Origin of the sequence: Actinopolyspora mortivallis DSM 44261 (assembly GCF_000384035.1) — a bacterium.
In the GTDB taxonomy this organism is placed as follows: Bacteria; Actinomycetota; Actinomycetes; order Mycobacteriales; family Pseudonocardiaceae; genus Actinopolyspora; species Actinopolyspora mortivallis.
The window spans coordinates 2143452-2162891 of record NZ_KB913024.1 but is presented as its reverse complement, the minus strand read 5'-3'; the positions used below and the strand labels follow the sequence as shown (position 1 = coordinate 2162891).

At 68.7% G+C, this 19440-nt stretch carries 17 protein-coding genes; 8 read left to right on the top strand and 9 right to left on the bottom strand.

Annotation, left to right across the window (positions count from 1 at the left end; all coding sequences use genetic code 11):
- Positions 1-20 precede the first annotated feature (20 nt).
- Positions 21-689: a GntR family transcriptional regulator gene (locus ACTMO_RS0110260; protein ID WP_019854602.1), complete on the bottom strand. Its 669-nt coding sequence runs from the start codon at positions 687-689 to the stop codon at positions 21-23.
- Between the two features lie 169 nt (positions 690-858).
- Here ACTMO_RS0110260 and ACTMO_RS0110255 point away from each other — a divergent pair, with 169 nt between their 5' ends.
- The 5 genes from ACTMO_RS0110255 to ACTMO_RS0110235 all read left to right on the top strand — a co-directional run bounded on the left by ACTMO_RS0110255 (position 859) and on the right by ACTMO_RS0110235 (position 6998).
- On the top strand, positions 859-2082 hold the full coding sequence (locus ACTMO_RS0110255) for a sarcosine oxidase subunit beta family protein (protein ID WP_019854601.1): 1224 nt from the start codon (positions 859-861) through the stop codon (positions 2080-2082).
- Between the two features lie 12 nt (positions 2083-2094).
- The gene (locus tag ACTMO_RS0110250; RefSeq protein WP_019854600.1) at positions 2095-2364 is read left to right on the top strand and encodes a sarcosine oxidase subunit delta; all 270 of its coding nucleotides are present in this window, start codon (positions 2095-2097) and stop codon (positions 2362-2364) included.
- Positions 2365-2368: 4 nt separating this feature from the next.
- Positions 2369-5272, top strand: a complete 2904-nt coding sequence (locus tag ACTMO_RS23905; protein WP_019854599.1) for a 2Fe-2S iron-sulfur cluster-binding protein — start codon at positions 2369-2371, stop codon at positions 5270-5272.
- Positions 5250-5891 (top strand): sarcosine oxidase subunit gamma, encoded by a 642-nt coding sequence (locus tag ACTMO_RS0110240; protein ID WP_019854598.1) that lies wholly within the window; start codon positions 5250-5252, stop codon positions 5889-5891. Before ACTMO_RS23905 ends, ACTMO_RS0110240 begins: the two co-directional genes overlap by 23 nt.
- Before the next feature lie 315 nt (positions 5892-6206).
- Positions 6207-6998 carry an IclR family transcriptional regulator gene (locus ACTMO_RS0110235; RefSeq protein WP_033401526.1) on the top strand — a complete coding sequence of 264 codons (792 nt, stop codon included), beginning with the start codon at positions 6207-6209 and terminating at the stop codon, positions 6996-6998.
- A gap of 39 nt (positions 6999-7037) precedes the next feature.
- Here the strand turns inward: ACTMO_RS0110235 and ACTMO_RS0110230 are convergent, their stop codons facing one another.
- From ACTMO_RS0110230 to ACTMO_RS0110195, 7 genes are all read right to left on the bottom strand, one after another.
- The gene (locus tag ACTMO_RS0110230) at positions 7038-7349 is read right to left on the bottom strand and encodes a GNAT family N-acetyltransferase (RefSeq protein ID WP_019854596.1); all 312 of its coding nucleotides are present in this window, start codon (positions 7347-7349) and stop codon (positions 7038-7040) included.
- Between the two features lie 53 nt (positions 7350-7402).
- Positions 7403-8611: a hypothetical protein gene (locus ACTMO_RS0110225; protein ID WP_019854595.1), complete on the bottom strand. Its 1209-nt coding sequence runs from the start codon at positions 8609-8611 to the stop codon at positions 7403-7405.
- A 193-nt stretch (positions 8612-8804) separates the two neighbouring features.
- A complete protein-coding gene (locus ACTMO_RS20890; protein WP_084792102.1) occupies positions 8805-9632 on the bottom strand; it encodes a metal-dependent hydrolase in 828 nt (275 codons plus the stop codon).
- Positions 9633-9883: 251 nt separating this feature from the next.
- Positions 9884-10408 (bottom strand): gamma carbonic anhydrase family protein, encoded by a 525-nt coding sequence (locus ACTMO_RS0110210; RefSeq protein ID WP_019854592.1) that lies wholly within the window; start codon positions 10406-10408, stop codon positions 9884-9886.
- Between the two features lie 137 nt (positions 10409-10545).
- Positions 10546-11958 (bottom strand): xylulokinase, encoded by a 1413-nt coding sequence (xylB, locus tag ACTMO_RS0110205; protein WP_019854591.1) that lies wholly within the window; start codon positions 11956-11958, stop codon positions 10546-10548.
- Between the two features lie 102 nt (positions 11959-12060).
- Positions 12061-13224: a xylose isomerase gene (xylA, locus tag ACTMO_RS0110200; RefSeq protein WP_019854590.1), complete on the bottom strand. Its 1164-nt coding sequence runs from the start codon at positions 13222-13224 to the stop codon at positions 12061-12063.
- A gap of 165 nt (positions 13225-13389) precedes the next feature.
- Positions 13390-16110, bottom strand: coding sequence for a glycoside hydrolase family 3 C-terminal domain-containing protein (locus ACTMO_RS0110195; protein ID WP_019854589.1), 2721 nt, complete (start codon positions 16108-16110; stop codon positions 13390-13392).
- A 265-nt stretch (positions 16111-16375) separates the two neighbouring features.
- On the opposite strand from ACTMO_RS0110195, the gene ACTMO_RS0110190 reads away from it, so the two are divergent.
- The 3 genes from ACTMO_RS0110190 (at position 16376) to ACTMO_RS0110180 (ending at position 18652) form a co-directional block, all read left to right on the top strand.
- Positions 16376-17575 carry an ROK family protein gene (locus ACTMO_RS0110190; protein WP_019854588.1) on the top strand — a complete coding sequence of 400 codons (1200 nt, stop codon included), beginning with the start codon at positions 16376-16378 and terminating at the stop codon, positions 17573-17575.
- Positions 17576-17700: 125 nt separating this feature from the next.
- Entirely contained in the window at positions 17701-18282 is a 582-nt protein-coding gene (locus ACTMO_RS0110185; protein ID WP_019854587.1) for a GNAT family N-acetyltransferase, read from the top strand.
- Positions 18283-18472: 190 nt separating this feature from the next.
- Positions 18473-18652, top strand: a complete 180-nt coding sequence (locus ACTMO_RS0110180; protein WP_019854586.1) for a DUF3073 domain-containing protein — start codon at positions 18473-18475, stop codon at positions 18650-18652.
- A 345-nt stretch (positions 18653-18997) separates the two neighbouring features.
- On the opposite strand, the gene ACTMO_RS23900 is transcribed toward ACTMO_RS0110180, so the two are convergent.
- A complete protein-coding gene (locus tag ACTMO_RS23900) occupies positions 18998-19408 on the bottom strand; it encodes a DUF4190 domain-containing protein (RefSeq protein ID WP_281167495.1) in 411 nt (136 codons plus the stop codon).
- Positions 19409-19440: the final 32 nt, after the last annotated feature.

The following is a 19440-nucleotide window of genomic DNA, read 5'->3' as shown; positions in this document are numbered from 1 at the left end:
AACGAGGCGGAGTGCGGCCTTCAGATCACGCGGCGGATGGCGTCCTCGAAGTGGTCGACGTGCTCGACGGCGATGCGGTCCGCGCGTTCCTCGTCCCCCGCGACCACGGCCTTGAGCAACTCCGCGTGTTCGGAAACGTGCCCCGGTACGTCGGAAAGGCGGTCGAAGAACAGCCCCCAGATGCGCAGAGCCAGGTTGTAGTACTGCCCGAGGGTGTTTTCCAGGTAACCGTTGTGGGTGCAGCGGTACAGGGTGCGATGGACCCGGGCGTCCACGTCCATGACCGGTTCGCGTTCCTGTGGGAGCTGTCGCACCGCCCCCACGAGGCCTTCGAGTTCGCCGCGTTCTGCCTCGGTGGCCCGTTCGGCGGCCCTGCGTGCCGCGTGCCCCTCCAGGCGGCGGCGCACGTCCGCGATCAGGGCGTGGTCGGTGATGTTGACCTCGGTCACGAACGTCCCCCGGCGGGGGTAGATGGCCACGAGCGATTCGGCGGCGAGTCGCTTCACGGCCTCCCGGAACGGCGTGCGCCCCAGGCCGAGCTCGCGGGTGAGGGAGTCCTCCTGCACGGGGGCACCCGGTTCCAGCCGCAGGGAGAGGATCTCCTCCCGGAGGGTCAGATAGGCCCGTTCCGCCTGCGAGAGGCCCCGGCAGGAATCGTCACCCGATGGGGAATTGACCGCTTCCGACACGGCTCGTAGCCTACCGCACAGACTGACATTTCAGTTGTTGATTAGTTGTATATAACTCTTCGTATGCCATGGCCGGCCCGGAAACCGGTGAACGCTCACTCCGGAGTGGGATCCGGCGGACCGTGAGAACACGGTGAGCAGCTCGTCCCCCGTCCGACTAGGAGTCCCGTTGGCCGCTGACAGCAACACCTCGCACGAACCGGGTCGGCTGTGGCGCAACCCGGAGCCGAAGAGCAGCTACGACGTGGTGATCGTCGGTGCCGGTGGACACGGGCTGGCCACCGCCTACTACCTGGCCCGCAACCACGGTGTGACGGACGTGGCCGTCCTCGAACGCGGCTGGCTCGCCGGTGGCAACATGGCCCGCAACACCACGATCATCCGTTCGAATTACCTGCTCGATCCGAGCGCCGCCCTCTACGACCACGCGCTGCGTCTCTGGGAGGAGCTGGCCGAGGAACTGGACTACGAGTTCCACTTCAGCCAGTGCGGAGTGCTCAACCTCGCCCACACCGAGCAGGAGGTACGCGACGCGCGCAGACGCGCCTTCGCCAACGAGCTCAACGGTGTGGACGCCGAATGGTTGACTCCCGAGGAGATCGCCGAGGTGTGTCCCATCCTGGACACCTCGCCGAGGTTGCGCTATCCGGTGCTCGGAGCCACCTACCAGCCCCGGGGTGGGGTGGCCAAACACGACCTCGTCGCCTGGGCCCTGGCACGTGAGTGCGATGCCATGGGGGTGGACTTCATCCAGAACTGCGAGGTCACCGGGTTCACCACCAGCGGTGACCGGGTCACCGGGGTGCGCACCAGCCGGGGGACGATCGGTGCGGGCGGCGTCGGACTGGCGGCGGCGGGCAGGACCAGCCTGCTCACGGACACACTGGGGATCTCCCTGCCCCTGCAGAGCCACCCGCTGCAGGCGATGGCCACCGAGATCCTCGAACCCGTGCACCCGTGCGTGGTCATGTCCAACCACGTCCACGTCTACACCAGCCAGGCACACAAGGGGGAGTTGGTGCTCGGGGCGGGTATCGACGCCTACAACGGTTACGCCCAGCGCGGCTCGGTACACGTGATCGAGAACCAGCTCGCCGCGGCCGTGGAACTCTTCCCGATCTTCGGCAGGGCTCACCTGCTGCGCACCTGGGCGGGCACCGTGGACGTCACCCCGGACGCCTCTCCGATCATCGGTCCGACTCCCTACGAGAACCTCTACGTCAACTGCGGCTGGGGGACCGGCGGGTTCAAGGCCACCCCCGGAGCGGGTTGGGTGTTCGCCCACACCATCGCCACCGGTGCTCCGCATCCGCTCAACGAGCCCTACGGCATGGAGCGTTTCACCACCGGTGCACTCATCGACGAACACGGCGCGGCGGCCGTGGCCCACTGAGAGGAGGCGCCGATGCTGCTCATCCGATGTCCGTGGTGCGGGGACCGGGACGAGGTCGAGTTCCGCTACGGCGGTCAGGCCGACGTCGACTACCCGGCCGATCCCGAGCGGCTCGACGACACGGCCTGGGGGAACTACCTGTTCGTGCGGGCCAATCCACTGGGGACGCTCACCGAACGGTGGGTACACACCGCCGGATGCCGCCGGTGGTTCTCCGTCGTCCGTGACACGGCGACCAACGAGATGAGTCCGGACATTCCGTCTCGACGGGAAAGTCGGTAGTGCCATGACCAGTTCGCCGAATCCGCACCGGCTCAACGCCTCCGTACGTTCCGGCCGGATCGACCGCGCCCGTGCTATCGACTGCACGGTGGACGGCCGTCGCGTCCGGGGACATCCCGGCGACACCCTGGCCTCCGCCCTGTTGGCCTGCGGGATCACCGAGGTGGGCCCCTCCATCCACCGGGGACGTGCGCGGGGGGTGTTCACCGCGGACTGCACCGAACCCAACGCGTTGGTGCAGCGCCTGGACGGGTGTCCGGAGCCCATGCTTCCCGCGACGGAGCTGGAGATCTACGAGGGTCTGGAGGTGCGGACCCTCTCCGGTGTCGGCTGGTTGAGCGGGCAGCGCGACACGGCGGGCTACGACAAGAAGTTCGTCCGTTCCGACGTGGTCGTGGTGGGCGCGGGGCCGGCCGGACTGGCGGCGAGCCTGGTGGCCGCGCGGGGCGGAGCGCGGGTGATGCTGATCGACCAGCACCGTGAGCTGGGCGGGACGCTGCCGGACGGGCAGGCCCACGTCTCCGGGCATCCCGCCACGGAGTGGGTGGGTCGGGCCGCCAGGGAGCTGGCCGAGAACGAGAACGTGCGGATACTGACCCGATCGGTGGCGCTGGGTTGCTACGACCACAACTACCTGCTGGTCGCCGAGCGCAGGGCCGAACACCTGCCGGTGTGGCGGAGCTCGGGGCCGCGCCAGCGCCTCTGGCACGTCCGTGCGGGGCAGGTGGTGCTCGCCACCGGAGCCCACGAGCGGCCCCTCGTGTTCGCCGACAACGACCGTCCCGGCGTCATGCTCGCCTCGGCGGTGCGGTCCTACGTCAACCGTTACGCGGTGCTTCCGGGGCGGGAGGGGGTGGTGTTCACCACCTCGGACAGCGCCTACGCCACCGCCCTCGATCTGCTGTCCTGCGGGGCGCGGGTCCCCGCGATCGTGGACACCAGGGCCGAACCACCCGCCCGGCTGGTCGAACAGGTCCGGGCCGCGGGAGCTCAGGTCTATCCGGGTTCCGTGGTGACCGCCGCGACGGGCGAGCCGGGGGTCACGGGAGTGCGGATCGCCGGATTGGACGGAAACGGCTCGCTCACCGGAACTCCCGTGGAGGTGGGGTGCGACCTGCTCGCCGTCTCCGGTGGTTGGAACCCGGCGGTGCAGCTGTTCGCCCAGAGCGGGGGGACGGTGCGGTGGGACCCCGTGGTGGCCGGATTCGTCCCGGACAGCCCCGGTGGGCGTTCGGCGCGTGTGGTCGGGGCGGCCCGCGGTACCTATGACCTGGCCGGCTGTCTGGCCCAGGGGTTCGCGGCTGGAGCCGAAGCGGCCACGGTGGCGGGCTTCCGGGTCGCTCCGCCGGCGGTGCCCCAGGTCGACGGGGACCGTCCGGTGGGACGCCCACGTCCGGTCTGGGCCGTTCCGGACGAGTCCCGGCCCCGGCGGGAGTGCACCGAGCACTTCGTGGACCTGCAACGCGACGCCACCGTGGCCGACGTGCACGCCGCCACCGAGACGGGAATGCGTTCGGTCCAGCACGTCAAGCGCTACACCACCGTCTCCACCGGTGTGGAGCAGGGCAAGAGCTCGGGGGTGAACACGATCGGGGTGTTGGCCGAGACACTCGCCGCGAGCTCCCCCGGCGAGGTCGGCACCACCACGTTCCGTCCCCCGTACACACCGGTTCCGCTGGCGCTGTTCGCGGGACGTACGCGGGGTCCCCTCTACGACCCGGTGCGTACCACCCCGATGCACACCAGGCACGAACAGGCCGGGGCCGTCTTCGAGGACGTGGGGCAGTGGAAACGGGCGCGTTACTACCCCAAGAACGGCGAGGACATGGAGACGGCCGTACTGCGGGAGTGCGCCGCGGCGCGCACCGGTGTGGCCCTACAGGACGTGAGCACGCTGGGACGGATCGAAGTGGTCGGTTCGGACGCCCCGGTGTTCCTCGACAGGGTCTACACCAACAAGTTCTCCAACCTTCCCGTGGGCAAGGCCCGCTACGGGGTGATGTGCGGTGCCGACGGCATGGTCCTCGACGACGGCGTCTCGTTGCGGCTGGCCGAGGACAGGTACCTGATGAGCACCACCACCGGCGGGGCGGCCAAGGTGTTGGACTGGCTCGAGGAGTGGTTGCAGACCGAGTGGCCGAAACTGGACGTCTACTGCACCTCGGTGACCGAGCAGTGGGCGGCGGTGGCGGTGGTCGGTCCGGACTCCAGGACGGTGGTGGGGCGGCTGGCCCCCGAGCTGGACGTCTCGGCCGAGGGGTTCGGTTTCATGCGCTTCGCCGAGACCGTGCTCCGGAACGGCGTGCCCGCCCGGGTGGCGCGGGTGTCGTTCTCCGGGGAGCTGGCCTTCGAGGTCAACGTGGCGCGCTGGTACGGCCAGGCACTGTGGGACGCCGCCATGGAGGCCGGGCGCGACCTGGGGATCACCCCCTACGGCACGGAAACGATGCACGTGCTGCGTGCCGAGAAGGGGTTCGTGATCGTGGGGCAGGACACCGACGGAACGGTCACACCGCTGGATCTGGGGATGAACTGGGCCGTCTCCCGGAGCAAGGACTTCATCGGGAAACGTTCGCTGTCCCGCCCCGAGATGCTCCGCGCGGACCGCAAGCACCTGGTCGGGCTGTTGCCGGTCGACGGGCACAGCCTCCTGCCGGAGGGAGCTCACCTGGTCGACCAGCGGGCCCCACGCCGCCCTCCCGTGCCGATGCTGGGCCATGTCACGTCGAGCTACCGCAGCGCCGCGTTGGGCAGGACTTTCGCTCTCGGCCTGGTCAGTGGTGGTCGGGAACGTGTCGGGGAGGTGCTGCGTGCCCCGGTCGGTGGAACCGACATCGAGGTGGAGGTAACCACTCCCGTTTTCTACGACGAGGAAGGAGTCCGCCGTGACGGTGCTGCACAGGGTTGAGTCGGAATCCGGAGTGGCGGACACCGCCACGGTGACCGCCGAGAGGCACAGTCCGTTGGAACACCGTGTGGCGGAGTTCGAACGTTCCGCGGTGCACGGTCCCCGGGGGGTTCGGCTGGCTGAGGAGCCGTTCCTCACCCAGCTCGATCTCCGGATGCCGCCGTCCGGCACGGCGCTGCGTGCGGTGTCCGAGGAACTCGGCCTTCCGGTTCCCGCGGCCAACCGGGTCAGCGGGGACGAACGGCAGGGGCTGTTGTGGTTGGGACCGGACGAGTGGTTGCTCGTGGCCGAGGAGGGGCGCGCCGGGGAGTTGCTGGGGGTGGTGCGCTCCGCGCAGCAGGGGGAGGCCGGTTCGGCTGTGGACGTGTCGGCCAACCGGACCACACTGCGGCTTTCCGGGCCGATGGCGCGGGAGGTGCTGGAGAAGGTGTGTTCGGTGGACCTGCATCCGCGTGCCTTCTCCACCGGGCACTGTGCCCAGACTCTGCTCGGACGGGCGGTCGCGGTGTTGTGGCAGGTGGGACGGGAGCCCGAGTACCGCGTTCTGGTGCGTTGTTCGTTCGCGAACTACCTGGCGGACCTCCTGCTCGACGCGATGGCCGAGTTTCTGCCCGGGTGAGCGGACACTCGGGCACGGACCGCTTCCGGCCCGTGTGAGGGGCCGGTGGCGGTCGGAATGCTTCCCACCGGGCCTGCCGGTGGACTCTTCCGGGGACACGGTGGTTCCCCCGCGCGGTACGGTAAACATGACGGGTCCGGTTCGACCGGACGGTGGTAACGCAGCCGGTGAACTCGCCGGTGCCGCCGGGTTCGCCACAGGGCGAGCATTTGTTGCGAATAACGGAACCTAAGTGTGCGGTGTTCGTCTCCGACCCCCAGGCACCGCGCACCCGTTGGTTTCCGACAGTTGTCCCCGGACGGATACGGTTGAGTCGTGAGTGAATCAGCGGACGCACGCGGTAAGGGATCGGGAGCGCTGGTCCAGTCGGTGGACCGGGCGGTGACGATCCTGGAACTCGTGGCACGTAACGGCGAGGTCGGTATCACCGAAATCGCCGGGGAGCTGGGCGTGCACAAATCCACCGCGTCGAGGCTGGTCAGCGTGTTGGAGACACGTGGCCTGCTGGAACAGCTCAAGGACAGGGGAAAATACGCCATCGGATTCGGGGTGGTTCGTCTCGCGGGTGCCGCGACCGAGCGCATGGATCTGCCGCGTCTCGGCGGGCCCTACTGCGACTCGTTGGCGGCCGAACTCGGGGAGACCGTCAACATCGCCATCCGCGACCACGACGTGGCGATCAACATCAGCCAGGCCCGTGGCACCGCCGCGGTGACCGCACACAACTGGGTCGGTCAACGCACCCCCCTGCACGCCACCTCCAGCGGCAAGGTGCTGTTCGCCTACGCCCCCGAAGAGGACCGTGAGGATCTGCTGGCCGAGGACCTGCAACAGTACACGGCACGAACCATCACTGACTCGGACGAACTCCGCGGTGAGTTCCAGTCCATAGTCCGTGACGGCTTCGCGACCAGTTACGAGGAACTGGAGCTGGGACTCAACGCCGCCGCCGTGCCGGTGTACAACCACGACGGTGGAGTGATCGCGGCACTGAGTGCCTCCGGTCCGTCCTACCGATTCTCCCGCAGACGCATGAGGGAGCTGGTCGACGCGATGACGGTGGCCGCCAAGGAACTTTCCGCCCAACTGGGCTACCTGGAGACCTGAACGATTCTCGGGTGGGGAGCGGTGCCCGCGTCGGGGCGCTCACACACCGAACTCCTGGCGCCGTCGCGGGGGAACCAGGTCGAGATGGTCCGGGTTCGCCCGCAACCACTCGCGCACGAACGGGCAGTACGGAAGGACGGCGAAACCGCGCTGCCGAACGGCCTCCGCCACACGGCTCAGCAGCTCGCTGCCCACACCGCGCCCCCGCTGCTCCGGGGAGGTCTCGGCGTGCACCAGCCGCAGTGCGTTCCCGTCCAGACGGTAGTCCAGGAATCCGAGGAGTTTTCCGGAACCGTACAACTCGAACCTGGAGCGGTCGATGTTGTCCAGCAGTTCGGTGCCCTCCGTCATCGACTTCCTCCGGGTCGACTGAGCGGGGCGGTTCCCCTCCACCGAAGTTCAGCCTACCCCTCCCCGTGCGTTCCCTCCCACCTCCGGCCAGGCTCGGGAGAGTCGCTCGCTCCTGTGATCTCCCCGTCGGAGACCACCGTGGTTTCCGTCTCGGCCTCCCCTCGTTCCGGTGCGTAGTGTGCCGTGATCTCGGCGGCCTCCCGGGGCATGTGGTGTTTCGTGAACAGCTCCGCGACCTCGCGGGCGAACAGCGCGCGGTGTTGTCCGTCGTCGGGATGAGTGCTGTCGATCATGTGCCTGGCGAAGTAGACCCGCAGCGTCGCGGGCTCCCCACGGCCGTCCAGCGGCAGCACCGTGGGGTCCACCTGCCGTCCGTCGAGGTCGGCGGGGACGTGGTGGAGCCGCCCGTCCCCGGTGTCCGGGGAACTCGGCCGGACGCTCCACCGGTCGGTGGTGCCGCGTGTCGCCGCCTCGGTGTGGGCGGAGCGCACGAGGGAGGAGAGGTGGGACAACGCCTCCACCGAGCCCAGCGTCTCCGTGAGGCGTTCCCCGGAGATCTCACGTTGGGTCAGCCACCACACCACCGCCGTGGGAGTGTCGACGAGTGCCTCCTCGGCCAGGTACCTGCGCAGCCCACGCTCCTGGTCGCGCCGGCGCTCCTGGATCTCCAGGTCCTTGGCCGCGTCGCTGAGCGCGCGCAGTCTCTCGGCGTCCTCCTCGCGGAGGGCGAGTGAGACGTCCGTGGCCCAGGCCTGCAGGTACCCTCCCTCGTCCCTGCGGAGCTGCCCGAGTTGCGCCCGCAGGTGGTGGAGGGTGATCTCGTGGTCCAGTGCGCCGGTGTGCGCGGTCACCGCGCTGGCACGCCGGTGTACGGCTTCCACGGCGATGGCCCGTTGACGTTCCGGATCCGGTCCCGCCGCGCCGGGGCCGGGCAGCCAGTGCACCGTGGCCGACAGCAGCAGTGGGTACTCGGGATGCACCGTCGGAAGGCGCAGGTCGTTCACCTCGTGGAAGGGATGGTTCTCCGGGACTTCCCCGTGTGGCCGCTGCCGTTCCCGCGTCTCCCTCCGGGCCCGCTCGCTCTCCGCCCTCCGTTCCAGGATCCGTCGCGCGAGCAGGAGCGGAACCAGCTGGGTCAGCACCGTCAACGGCAGCCACACCCAGAACGGCCATCCGAGACCGAGTCCGAGCACCGGCGGCGTGAGTGCCAACACCCCGGCCAGCGTGGCCAGCAGCGTCCTCTCCTCCTGGGACATCGTCATCGGTCGACCTCCTCGCCCGTGGCCCGGTACCGGGGCACCCCGTGCCGCGATCCCGCGAGGGCGGAGGAACCCCTCCGCCGTCTTCGCTCGGGTACCACGCCCCGTACGTACCGCCTCGGTGGGGCGGAGAGACAGCTCACGTGATCGAGTTCGCTCGAACGGAGCAGTGCGCGGTTGTCGGGCACCAGCGGGCTCACCACGAAGCGGGCAGTGCCCGTCCCAGCTCCGGAACCATCACCAGCAGGGTCAGTACCAGGCAGCAGACCTGCACGCCCTTCTCCACACCAGCTCCGGCGGAGAACCTCATCGCGGCGGGAAGCACGTGCTGACGGTCCCAGCGGACTCCCGGACACCGGGAGCCGTCTCGGCAACGGTCACAACTGCGGGCGAGGGGCCAGGTGAACGGGATTCCGGAGTGGGTGGCACCGTCGCCGAGGCTGTGTACGATCATGCCCAGCGTCACGATCCCCCCGAGCCAGGCACCGACGGCGGCGACGGCGTGCACGTACACCAGCGCTCCGGTGATCCCCAGCGCGTACAGCGGAGGAGCCGTTCGGCGGGGGAGCTGGAGCATCCGGCGGACCCGGTGGGGGAAGGACCAGCGCAGTGAACGCAGGGCGGCGCTGGTGAGCAGGTAGACGGCCACGATGCCGGCCCAGTCGGTGACCAGGGTGGCCCCGGCGAGTGCCGCTCCCACCACCACGGCGAACACGGGAGTGTGTATCAGTCCTCTGTGCTCACCGGTTTTTCCGTCCGCTCGTGGATCGTGCGGCAGGCGGGTGCGTCGGTAGGTCCACCTCGCCAACGCCTGCGACAGCTCGGCGGCGGCCCTGGTGACCGGACCCGAGGAGGTGGTGATGGTGGATCGGTCGTGGTCGATGTCGGGTAACAGCGCCGCTCCCGCTCCGCTCAGGGCCCCGAGCGCGACTCCCGGCACGGTCGGTTGTGCGAGCGTGGCCACGACAGTGCCCGCCAGTAACCCGGTGGCGGCGTGGGCTCCGTTCATCATCGGCTGAGTCATCCGTTCTCGTCGGCGGGACAACGAAAAACCCGGCTCCCTCGGGAGCCGGGCAGTGGGACGAGTCGGTCCCACCGAACAAGATCACATCACCCGTTCCGGTGTGGACGGATGCGGCCCCTCGGGAATCCCGAGGAGACGCGTCCCCTCGGGATCACCTCGGGCGGGAACGTCGAGCGACGTGGGTACCGGTCGGGACGGCGAGCTCCCACGGGCACGGGGGGCTCACTCGCGCGGTGGACCCCGTGGGAGGGTCACCGTCCGCTTCCGGTCGCCTCCTCGTGCTGTTCCTTCAGCCGCAGGTAGTGCTGCGCGTTGGCTTTGACGAGTTCCCGCTCCTCGGCCGACAGCTCCCGGCGGACCTTGCCCGGCACTCCCGCCACCAGGGAGTTCGGCGGGATCTCGGTACCCTCCAGGATCACGGTCCCCGCGGCGACGAGACTTCCCTCACCGACGCGGGCCCCGTTGAGCACCGTGGCGCTCATCCCGACCAGGACCTCGTCCTCGATCGTGCAACCGTGCAGCACGGCCCGGTGTCCCACGGACACGTGTCGTCCGAGACGGACCGGAACACCGGGGTCGGCGTGCAGCACGCACCCGTCCTGGACATTGCTGTCGTCACCGACCGAAACGCTGTCCCCGTCGGCACGAACGACCGATCCGTACCAGACACTGACCCCGGAGGACAGCGTCACCGCCCCCACCAGGGTCACCCCCGGTGCGACCCAGGCGTCCGAATCCATCCGGGGGCGGTTTCCGTCGATTTCCACCGTGTACATGCGAACCTCCGTGGCCTCGTGCTCACCTCGCGGGTCAACCTACCCCTGTCGGGTGAGGGAGAGAGGGCCGTGGCCCCGGAGGACGCGGCGTCGGGAGTTCTCCGGCGTCCAGTCCGTTCCCCCGGACACCAGCCCTCTCACACTCCGTACACCTCGGTACGCGCCCGTCGGTATGCGTTTCTGACCTCGGCCCCCGCCTCCGCGTTCGTGACGGGGTGCTCGACGCAGTCCAGCGACCAGTCGGGAGGACGGGACGTCGCCGAGGCCACCCAGGCGGCCTGTCTCGCCGCGCCGAGAGCCACGTACTCGCCGGGTGCGGGGACGAGCACCCGCGCCCCGAACAGGTCCGGGGCGATCGCACGCACCGCCGGGGACTCGGCGGCCCCTCCGATCAACAACACGCGCTCCACCCGCACCCCGCTGGCGCGCAGTGCCTCCACCCCGTCCGCGAGTCCGCACAGCATTCCCTCCACGGCGGCTCGGGCGAGGTTCTCCGGAGTGAGATTCGTGGTACGCATCCCGGTCAGGGACCCGGCGGCCAGCGGCAGGTCCGGGGTGCGTTCCCCGTCCAGATAGGGCACCAGGGTCAGCCCCCCGGCACCGGGCGAGGCTGCCAGGGCCAACTCGCTGAGCCCTCCCAGGTCCGTTCCCAACAACCGCGCGGTGGAGTCCAGCACCCGCGCGGCGTTCAGGGTGCAGACGAGGGGGAGATAGCGTCCCGTGGCGTCGCAGAAACCCGCCACCGTCCCGGTCTCCTCGGTGACCGGGTGCTCGGACACCGCGAAAGCGGTTCCCGAGGTCCCCAACGAGACCACCACGTCCCCCGGCCCGATCCCGAGCCCCAGGGCCGCGGCCATGTTGTCCCCCGTCCCCGGGCCGAGTACGGCCCCGGACAACTCCGCGGGCTCAACCGCCGTCCCGGCCCGTTCGGCGGGGCCGAGCACTTCGGGAAGGCACGGGGTGTGGCCCTTCAGCACCTCACGGCACAGCTCGGGCAGCCACTCCCCGGAGGTGGGGGAGAAGTACCCGGTTCCGGAGGCGTCTCCCCGGTCGGTGCAGGCCCACTCCGGCCGGCCGGCCAGTCGCCACGACAGCCAGTCGTGCGGCAGCAGTACCCGGTCGAGACGTTCGACCAGCCACGGTTCGTTCTCGGCCAACCAGGCCAGTTTGGTCAGGGTGAAACTCGCGACCGGTACGACGCCGGTGCGCTCGGCCAGGTTCCGCGCACCGTGTCGTTCGACCAGTTCCCGCGCCTGGGGGGCCGACCTCGTGTCGTTCCACAACAGCGCCTCACGCAGAGGAGTTCCGTCGGGATCCAACGCGACCATCCCGTGCTGCTGACCGGCCACGGAAACAGCCTCCACCCCACCGGGGGAACGGGCGAGGGCCTGCCGCGTGGCCTCCAGGCAGGCGCGCCACCACACGGCCGGGTCGATCTCGGTTCCCGACGGGTGCGGAGACCTGCCCTCGGAGACCACCGTTCCCCGTTCGGCCTCGACCACCACGGCCTTGGTGGATTGGGTGGACGAATCGATACCCAGTACGAACACGTCGTGTCCTCCTCGTCGTACACCAGGTGGTGGGAGACTACGCCGGGCGCGAACCGGAGACCGGTCCGCGCCCGGCACGGTCGTTCACTTTGGATGCCGCCCTCAGTGAACTCCCATGAGGTGCTCCAGAGCCAGCTGGTCGAGGCGTTCGTAGTGCATGGCTCGTCCGCCGGCCTCCTCCGGGTCGAAACCGGTCCGCTCGACGAGCAGCTCCTCCGGCTTCTCCCCGGGGCCCAGCGTGGGCTCGGCCAGCTCGGTGACACGGGCCGCCTCCAGGGCGGCCCGCACCCGGGGGTCGGCTCGGAAGGCGGCCACCCGGTCCCGCAGGATCAGGTAGTTGCGCATGCACCCCTGCGCGGCGGTCCACACCCCCGTCTCGTCCTCGGTGCGGGAGGGTTTGAAGTCGAAGTGTCGCGGCCCCTCGTAGCCCGATCTCTCCAGCAGGTCCACGGTGAAGAAGGCGTTTTTGAGATCCCCCGCTCCGAAACGCAGGTCCTGGTCGAACTTGGCCCCGCGCTGTCCGTTGAGGTCGAGGTGGAACAGTTTGCCCGCCCACAGTGCCTGGGCGATCCCGTGCACGTAGTTGAGTCCGGCCATCTGCTCGTGGCCCACCTCGGGGTTGACCCCGACCATCTCCGGGTGTTCGAGCCGTTCGACGAACGCCAGCACGTGCCCCACCGTGGGAAGCAGCATGTCCCCGCGCGGCTCGTTGGGTTTCGGCTCCAGGGCCAGCCGCAGCTCGTAGCCCCGGTCACGGATGAACTCGCAGATCAGGTCGATGCCCTCCCGGTAGCGCTCCAGGGCGTTGTAGGTGTCGATCGCGGCCTCGGACTCGGAGCCCTCCCGGCCGCCCCAGGCCACGAAGGTGCTGGCGCCGAGTTCGGCGGCGAGTTCGACGTTGCGCAGTACCTTGCGCAGGGCGAAGCGCCTGATGTCACGGTCGTTGGCGGTCAGCGCGCCGTCCTTGAAAACAGGGTGTCCGAACAGGTTGGTGGTCACCATCGGCACCGTGAGGCCGGCCGTCTCGACCGCCTGCCGGAACCGGGTCACCGCCTCCTGCCGCTGTCCCTCCGGGGCCCCGAACGGGATCAGGTCGTCGTCGTGGAACGTGACTCCCCAGGCTCCCAGCTCGGCCAGCTTGTGCACGGTACGTACCGGGTCCAACGTGGGACGGGTGGGATCCCCGAACGGGTCACCTCCCCGGAACCCGACCGTCCAGAGCCCGAAGGAGAACCTGTCCGCGGGGGTGGGTGAGTAGTCCGTCACGCTCATGCTCCTCTATGTGGTTTCGTGTGCCTGTCGGATGTCGGTTCGCCGCGACCCGCTCGCGCGGTTCACGACGTGGCGGAACCGCCCGGTCGACCGACGCCGGGCGGGAAACGCCGTGTCTCCCCGGATGGGGCCACGTGGAGCCCACAGCCGGGCGGCGGATCACCGGACCTTCACGACGAAGCTCGTCGATGCGGAGGTGCCGCGGTAGTGGACCGTCGCCGTGATCGTGGCGACGCCGGTGTTCTGAGTGCGGATCACTCCGTGCCGGTCGACCGCGACCACCTCCGGTCGGTTGCTCCGGTAGTCGATCCGCATACCGGGGGGCAGGGGGAGATCCGGTGAGTCGGCGCGGTGTCCGTACAGCCTCGCGTCGTTCATGGCCACGGTCGGACGGGGTTCCACCACGGTGTCGTGAGGGAAGATCCTGCGCAGGGGGATGTCGCGCTCGCCGTCCCCGGCGGCGCGCGGAGTGGTGCTCACCGAGACCGGCCGCGGCTTCGACGCCCCGCGCACGGTGATCTTCGTGCGGTGGACGACCTCGGAGCTGGAACTCGCCAGGTGCAGCCGGTAACCGCCTCCGTCGACGGTGCTGCGTTCCTTCCGAGGGTCGAACAGCGCCAGTTCGCGCACCGGGACCTCGAACTCCACCAGCTCGGACTCCCGCGGTCGCAGCGAGACCTTGGCGAAGTCCACCAGCCTCCGGTCCGGCCGCTGGGGATCCGCCGCCTCATCCGACCGGGCGTAGAGCTGCACCACGTCCGAACCCGTGTTCTCCCCCGTGTTGGTGATCCGGGTGGTGACGCGCACGGTGTCGTCCGGGCTCACGTGGGTGCGGTCCACGTGCGGCGTGCCGTACTCGAAACGGGTGTAGCTCAGCCCGTGGCCGAAGGGATAGGTGGGCTCGCCCGCGAAGTACATGTAGGTCCGGCCCGGGTGGGACTCGTCCGGCCTGATGTCGTAGTCGTCCATCGGGGGGAGTTGGGATTCGTCCCGGTACCAGGTGAACGGAAGGTGTCCGCTCGGATTCCGCTCGCCCAGCAGCACGTCGGCCAGGGCCTCCCCCTTGCGCTGTCCGTTGTAGGAGCTCCACAGGATCGCGGCGACGTCCGCGCGGAAGTCGCTGACGTCGACCTGGCCGATGGTCTCCAGGTAGACCACCGTCTCGGGATTGGCCTCGGCCACCCGTTCGATCAGGGCGGTCTGCGGGGCGGGCAGTTTCAGCGAGTCCCGGTCCTCCTCCTCACTGGCGGTGGACTCGTCGGTGGCGCCGTAGACGACCACGGCGTCGTAGTTCGCGGCCCTTCGGACGCTGTCCTCGTTGAGCTCCTCGCCCGCACCGGTGACGGTTCCGGGAAGGTGGTCCACCGTGGCCTCCGGATTCACGGACTCGATGGCCTCCCGGATCCCCTGGTAGCCGGTGACGCTGTTGGCCCGGCCGGAGGCGGTCTGGTTGCTGGAGTAGCCGCCCAGGTACATCTCGTCCGGGTCGGCGTGGTCGCCGATCACGGCCACGCTGTAGGGGCCGGACCGGGGCACGTTCAGCGGCAGGACCCGCTCGTCTCCGGAGCCCTTCGTGTTGCGCAGCAGCACGATCGACTCGGAAGCCGCCTCACGCGCCAGAGCCAGTCGTTGCGGTGTCTGCGTGACCGCCTTGTTGGCCTCGGAGTTCTCCCAGCTGTCCTCGGGGACACGGTCGCGGGCCCGCCGCACCCAGGGAACCTCGTTCGGGTCGTCGAACTCACCGAGCGCGATGCGTACGGTGAACAGGCGGACCAGGGAGGCGTCCATGAAGTTCTCGGTGTAGGTCCCGTTGTCGGTTCGGATGCCCTGCTCGGCGGCGGCGGGAAGGGTGTTCGAGTAGTTGTGCTCGTCGTGGTAACCCTGGTTGCAGTTCAGGTCCACCCCGGCGGCGTTGGCGTAGGCGTTGCGTTCGACGTGGTCCAGTGGTTCCTCCCGCCCCTCGGGCCTCCAGTTGTGCCCGTGCTGGATCTCGTAGACCGAGTCGCAGTCCGAGGTGAAGAAACCGTCGAAGCCGAAGGTTCCGCGCGCGAGGGTGTCCAGCAACGTCACGTCGGCCGAGGCGGGAACCCCGTTGACCCGGTTGTAGGCGCTCATGACCGAGGCCGGGGAACTGTCCCGGATCACCTCGCGGAAGGGGGCCGTGTAGTACTCGCGCAACGTGCGCTCGTCCGTGTCGGAGGATCCGGTTCGCCGGTTGAACTCACTGTTGTTGGCCGCGAAGTGCTTGAGCGTGGTGCTGGTCTTGAGGTAACCCTCCCCGGTGGGCAGCGGGTTGCCGTTCCGGTCCTTGCCCTCCATGCCGTTGACGTACTGCTCGGCCATCGCCGCGGTGAGCCCGGGATCCTCGCTGAAGGTCTCGTCGTTGCGGCCCCAGCGCGGGTCACGACCGAGGTTGACGGTCGGGGAGTAGAAGTTGAGGTTGAGCGTGTTGTCCTCGACGACCTCCCTGGCCTCGTCCGAGACCCGCTCGGCCACCCGGTACATCAGATCCGGGTTCCAGGTGGACCCCATGGACAGGCTGACCGGGTAGGAGGTCGTGTTGGTCAGTATCTCGGGGTTGGAACCGTTCTCGGTCTGTTCCCGGGCGACGCCGTGGGCGGCCTCGTTCCACCAGCCGTAGGCACGCACCCCCAGCCGGGGGATCGCCGGTGCGCGGCTGCTGACCATCTGCGCGGCCTTCTCGGCCGGGGTCATGCGGGAGACCAGGTCGACGGCTCGTTCACGGGCGGGGCGGTTCGGATCCAGATAGACAGGTTCGTTCGGGGCCGTTGTCTTCCCCGCCACGGCGGGGGCGGTGCTGACGGTGCACGCCATGCACAGGCCGAGCAGCGTCAGCAGACGTGTCGGTCGTCGTCTCACGTGGACCTCCGTGACTCGTGTCCGGGGCTTGCCGCCAGGCGGTGGTTTCCGGGGAGGAGGCGGTGCCCGAACGGTGGTGGTGCGGAGAGGAAGGTCGGCCGGAGTCCACCGGCAGCACTCGGATGGCGACCAGGGGCGTCCATCGTGCTGTCACCTCCGACCATGAATATGATTTGTAATAGGTGAAAACAAAATAGGTGATGTGTCAAGCCCCACAACCGTTGGTGCCGCTCAGCGGTGCCACGTTGACTGGAGACAACCGTGAGTGAGTGAGGACAACGTGACCACATCGACCACGCAGGGACGTGACCCGGCGAGCCTGCGTCGCCACAACCTCCGCACGCTGCTGGGCCACCTGCACCTGCACGGGGCGACCAGTCGGGTGCGGCTCGGTGAGATCACGGGACTGACCCGCAGCGCCATCGCGGATCTGGTCGCGGAGCTCACCGAGCGAGGACTGGCTACCGAGGCAGGCCCCAGTCAGCCCCAGCCGGGACGGGGACGGCCACCGCTGATCGTCTCCCCCCGGGACGAGAGCGCCTACGTGCTGGCACTGGCGGTCGATGTGGACACCGTCCGGATCGGACGTGTGGGACTGGGCGGCACGTTGTTGCGGGAGTCCGCCACCCAGTACGTACCCCTGCCGGAGCGTCCCGAGGAGGCGGTCACCGTCCTGAGCCGGATGATCCGGCGGGAGACGGAAGCCGCGGAGGTCTCCCCCCTGGCGATGGGGGTGGCGGTTCCCGGCCTCGTAAGGGCCGGTGACGGGGTGGTCACCCGAGCACCGAACCTGGGATGGCGTGAACTGGCCCTGGCCGAGCGGCTGCGGGAGGGGACCGGTTTCGCCGGACCGGTGGTCGTGGGCAACGAGGCGCGCTTGGCCGCGTTGGCCGAACACCGTAGAGGGGCCGGTCGGGAATGCGCGGACCTCGTGTACGTCTCGGCCGGTGTCGGCGTGGGTGGCGGAGTGATAACCCGCGATCGCCTGCTGACGGGAAACACCGGTTACGCGGGGGAGATCGGACACATGGTCACCAACCCAGCAGGACATGCCTGTCACTGCGGCGGGCGGGGGTGCTGGGAGACCGAGATCGGTACTGACGCCCTGCTGAGACGTGCCGGGATGGTGACACCGGGTGACCGAAACGCCGCGCTGGCCGAGCTCGTCTCCCGTGCGCATGGTTCTGAGTCGGAGGCCCTGGAGACGTTTCGCGGCATGTCCCACGCGGCCGCGGTCGGTCTGGCCAACCTGATCAACATCTTCGACCCGTGCCGGGTGATCCTGGGCGGGCTGCTGCGCCCCACCCTGTTGTACGCCGGAGATGAGCTGCGCGGCGCCCTGGAGGAACTCAGAGGGCTACCCGAACTTCCCGTGGAGCTGTGCCCGGCTGAGCTGGGCGAACAGGGGCCGATGCTGGGGGCGGCTGAGGCAGCCGTCAGCAGTTTCCTCGCCGGTATGGAATGAGACGCTGTGTCCGAGGACGGGCGACCGGTTCACGAAGCCCCGGTCGGTTGTGACGACGACAATGGAGCGGACGGTGCGCGGACGAACGGGTTCGTCGGCTCGGGCTGCTTCGAGAGGGTGAGAACATGAGTGGTACCGGGGCGATCGCCGAGGCCATCAGTGTGGTCCCGATGCGTATGGCGCACCTGGAGGGAGTGCTGGAGCTGGGGTTCCGTGCCTTCGACGTCTCCACCATGCCCTACACCTCGTGGTCGTTGTCGAGCATCACCGAGCACTTCGACACGCAGCCGGAGGCGTGCTGGGTGGCCGAGGCCGAGGGAGAGGTGCTCGGGTTCGTGCTCGGCTCCATGTCCTACGACGAGCGTGAGGACTGGGGATACATGGAGTGGATCGCCCTCGATCCCCGGGCCCGGGGCAGCGGAGTGGCCAGCCACCTGGTCGAGGCCTGTTGTCAGGCGCTGTTCGACGCGGGAGCCGCGCGGATCATCACCGATGTCGAGCACGGCAACGAACCCTCGGCCCGGATGATGCGTCGTAATTCCTTCATCGAAGGGGTTACCGTTACGCTGTTCGTGAGGAAGCGGTCGGACGAGCCTGGCAGGCAGGGGCGGATGCCTCACGTACGCAGCAAGCCGGAGGATCCGGCCAGGGCCCGGGTCCGCAGCGTGGCACGACGGTCGACCGGGGGAGGACGTTCCGGGGAGTGAGGTGTCGACCGGCGAGGGTGACCCGGCGGATGGGACTCCTGGGGGCCGGCTGCGGCGAATATATTCATCGACTCGTGAGTTCCAGGTCGGGGAACGCGCAAGATCGTGGAACGGACCGTAAAGTCCCGTTCTGATGTCGTGGTTGTATTGTGGGGATAGGCAAAGCGCCGTACGGAAGAGGAGCTACGTTATGGGGCGCGGTCGAGCCAAGGCCAAGCAGGCCAAGATCGCTCGTGAGCTCAAGTACAGCTCGCCGCCTCTGGACATCGAAGCTTTGCAGGAGGAGTTGACCGAGAACGAGTCCGAGGACACGGAGGACGACGAAAGGCCGTACCGTGATTCGGACGAGGGTGATCGGCGCTCCGGGTGAGTGTTGACTCCCGTGGGTGGAGGGACTCCGGACGTGCGGTCGTGTTCCGTCCGGAAGGGGCGCGGTTCGGCTCGACAGGCCGCCGCTTTTCCGTTTTCGTGGAGGGTGGAGCGGATTTTGTGTCCGATGGTTTCGTGGGTTTTCTTTTCCGGTTTTCGTTCGGAATTGTTCGCGACGGACTCTCGTCGGAATCGTTCTGACGTCCACCGGCGCGAAAACGTTTTTCGAAAATAATTCGCATTAGAGTGTCTCATTGGCCCCCTCCCGGAGGTCGTGGAGTAACCGCCCGGCTGGGGAAGGCCGTGGGCCCGTGGGTGTTTTTCTCCGCACTCTTCCGGGCGACCCTCACGCTCCGGACGGGCCCACGGTGGCCAGTACCGCGATCATGAAAACCAGGGCGAGCACGAGTCCGGCCACTCCGATCCATCCGAGTACCAGACCGGCGATGGCCATGCCTCTACCCCTTTCACCGGAGTGTTTCTTGTCGATGTTGTGCAGTGCTATGTGCCCGAAAATCACCGCGAGCGGGCTGAAGCCCATGATGCCGAGCACGAGCGCGACGACGGCGAAACCACTGGTGGGACCCGCATGGTAGGCCGGTGGTGACCGGGTGAGTAGGACTCCGTCATGAGGTCCTCCCTTCGGAGCTTTTCGAGACGTAGAAAGTGAATTCTTTTCCGAAGTGGAGTCGGGAGTGCTGCCCTCAGTACACGCCGCACAAGGCCCGCTGTCCAGGAGGAGGGAGGAGGCGTACACACCGGCCCAGCGGTGGGGGCGGCCTCGGTCGA

Excerpts from the sequence above, each read along its gene's own strand:
- ACTMO_RS0110250 (WP_019854600.1), top strand. The coding sequence starts at position 2,095 with ATGCTGCTCATCCGATGTCCGTGGTGCGGGGACCGGGACGAGGTCGAG.
- ACTMO_RS23905 (WP_019854599.1), top strand. The coding sequence starts at position 2,369 with ATGACCAGTTCGCCGAATCCGCACCGGCTCAACGCCTCCGTACGTTCC.
- ACTMO_RS0110230 (WP_019854596.1), bottom strand. The coding sequence starts at position 7,349 with ATGACGGAGGGCACCGAACTGCTGGACAACATCGACCGCTCCAGGTTC.
- ACTMO_RS0110225 (WP_019854595.1), bottom strand. The coding sequence starts at position 8,611 with ATGACGATGTCCCAGGAGGAGAGGACGCTGCTGGCCACGCTGGCCGGG.
- ACTMO_RS20890 (WP_084792102.1), bottom strand. The coding sequence starts at position 9,632 with ATGACTCAGCCGATGATGAACGGAGCCCACGCCGCCACCGGGTTACTG.
- ACTMO_RS0110210 (WP_019854592.1), bottom strand. The coding sequence starts at position 10,408 with ATGTACACGGTGGAAATCGACGGAAACCGCCCCCGGATGGATTCGGAC.
- ACTMO_RS0110185 (WP_019854587.1), top strand. The coding sequence starts at position 17,701 with ATGAGTGGTACCGGGGCGATCGCCGAGGCCATCAGTGTGGTCCCGATG.
- ACTMO_RS0110180 (WP_019854586.1), top strand. The coding sequence starts at position 18,473 with ATGGGGCGCGGTCGAGCCAAGGCCAAGCAGGCCAAGATCGCTCGTGAG.